This window comes from Bacillus sp. C30, from assembly GCF_040838255.1.
GTDB classification, from domain to species: domain Bacteria; phylum Bacillota; class Bacilli; order Bacillales; family Bacillaceae_G; genus Bacillus_A; species Bacillus_A mycoides.
In genome coordinates this window covers 1-1,743 of record NZ_JBFPJH010000522.1, presented here as the reverse complement: position 1 = coordinate 1,743, position 1,743 = coordinate 1, and the positions used below count along the sequence as shown (strand labels likewise).

The 1,743-nt window shown below is 32.8% G+C and carries 1 protein-coding gene and 1 pseudogene; one reads left to right on the top strand and one right to left on the bottom strand.

Annotated features, from left to right (window positions below; genetic code table 11):
* Nucleotides 1–171: pseudogene (locus AB3X49_RS23270) on the bottom strand (DUF5823 family protein); the annotation flags it as partial.
* 365 nt (nucleotides 172–536) lie between these two features.
* On the opposite strand from AB3X49_RS23270, the gene AB3X49_RS22460 reads away from it, so the two are divergent.
* Nucleotides 537–1,736, top strand: a complete 1,200-nt coding sequence (locus AB3X49_RS22460; RefSeq protein WP_367964835.1) for a multidrug effflux MFS transporter — start codon at nucleotides 537–539, stop codon at nucleotides 1,734–1,736.
* The last annotated feature ends 7 nt before the right edge of the window (nucleotides 1,737–1,743 follow it).

The window sequence follows — 1,743 nt, the reverse complement described above, 5'->3', positions numbered from 1 at the left end:
CGATATATATGTGCTGAAATTATCTTTCTTGTTAAAGAGTTTATAGTTTAGAGTAGATTGGATTATTTGAATTAGGAATAGGGTAATAATCCATACATAATATACAAGTGGTAATTCTCCTGAGAATAGAGCAATTAGGAAATTTATTACTGTCCTTAAAATTTCAATCATTACAAAAGTCCTCCTGTTTGTAAGCTTTACGACATTACAAATATGCTAGTCTATCGTGCAATAATTCGATCTATCAATTCAAACTATTCCTAATTATTCCATAAAATAGTGATAGTATCAAGTTATCCTTCTAACAAATCCTCCAAAGCTCAATACTAGAAAAAGAAACGCAATATGTAATATAATTGAAAAAGTATATTTTAAAATCAATGTTAATATTACCCTCCTATAAGTATTAACATACGTAATTGAGGTGTTTTCTTTGTTGTTTTATGATCGAATTTCTATAATGGCCCCTCCTGTTCCATAGCTAAGGAAAGTCTATTCATTTCTGAGATTTTCAAAGTTATAGGAGGGTATTAAAAGTGAAAAAAGTCTCAGTACCATCACTTTGGTTAATGATTATTCTTGTGGCATTTCCACAAATTAGTGAAACAATTTACACACCGTCTTTACCGGATATTTCAAAGGCGTTGCACGTAAGTAATAATGAGGTACAGTTAACGCTTAGTGTTTATTTTGCTGGATTTGCTTTAGGTGTATTTTTTATTGGATGGTTATCAGATATAATTGGTCGTCGCCCAGCAATGTTATTTGGAATTGTAGTATATGGCGCTGGAAGTTTCTTATGCTATATTGCAAATTCTATTGAATTTTTATTGTTTAGTCGTTTTATTCAAGCATTTGGAGCAAGTGCTGGTTCAGTTGTGACACAAACGATTCTTCGTGAAAGTGTAGAGGGGCATAAACGTCATGTTATGTTTGCTCAAATTTCGGCAGTCATTGCTTTTACACCAGCGATAGGTCCACTAATTGGGGGCTTTCTTGATCAAATGTTTGGATTTAAAATAGTATTTTTAAGTTTAGTTGTTATGAGTGTTGGGATTTTGTTATATACGTTTGTTTCTCTTCCGGAAACAAAAACGGAATCAGTAACGGATAAAATAAATGTGTTTTCCGTAGCGAAAAGGTTGATTACAAATCCGAAAGTAGTAACGTATGGATTATTAATTGGAGGAGCAAATGGTGTTTTATTTAGCTACTATGCAGAAGCGCCGTTTATCTTTATTGAATACTTTCAGTTATCGCCTAGTATGTACGGATTTCTAGGAATTGTTGTTGCTTCCGCTTCTATTATTGGAGCGAAAGTTTCAAAACGGTTACTGCCTATTTATAAACCGGAGAAAATCATATATATAGGTTGTATTGTAATGACAGTCGGAGCAGTCATTTTATCTGTTATTACGTTTGTTGGATCAAATCCAAACGTAATATATATGATTGGATTTTTAGTAGCGATGTTTATATTGCTATTAGGAATTGGGGTAGCGTTACCGAATTGTCTTAGCTTAGCATTAGTAAATTTTCAAGATGTCATTGGTACAGCAGGTGCAATATTTAGCCTAGGGTACTATATAATAGTGACGGTGACAATTTGGGGTATGAGCCAGCTTCATACGGGCTCTTTAATGGTGATGCCACTTTATTTTCTTGCTATTGTAGTTATAATGATGGTGTTTACTAAGGTGTTTATTTTTGGTAAGAAAACTTCAAAATCGATTTAAATATGAA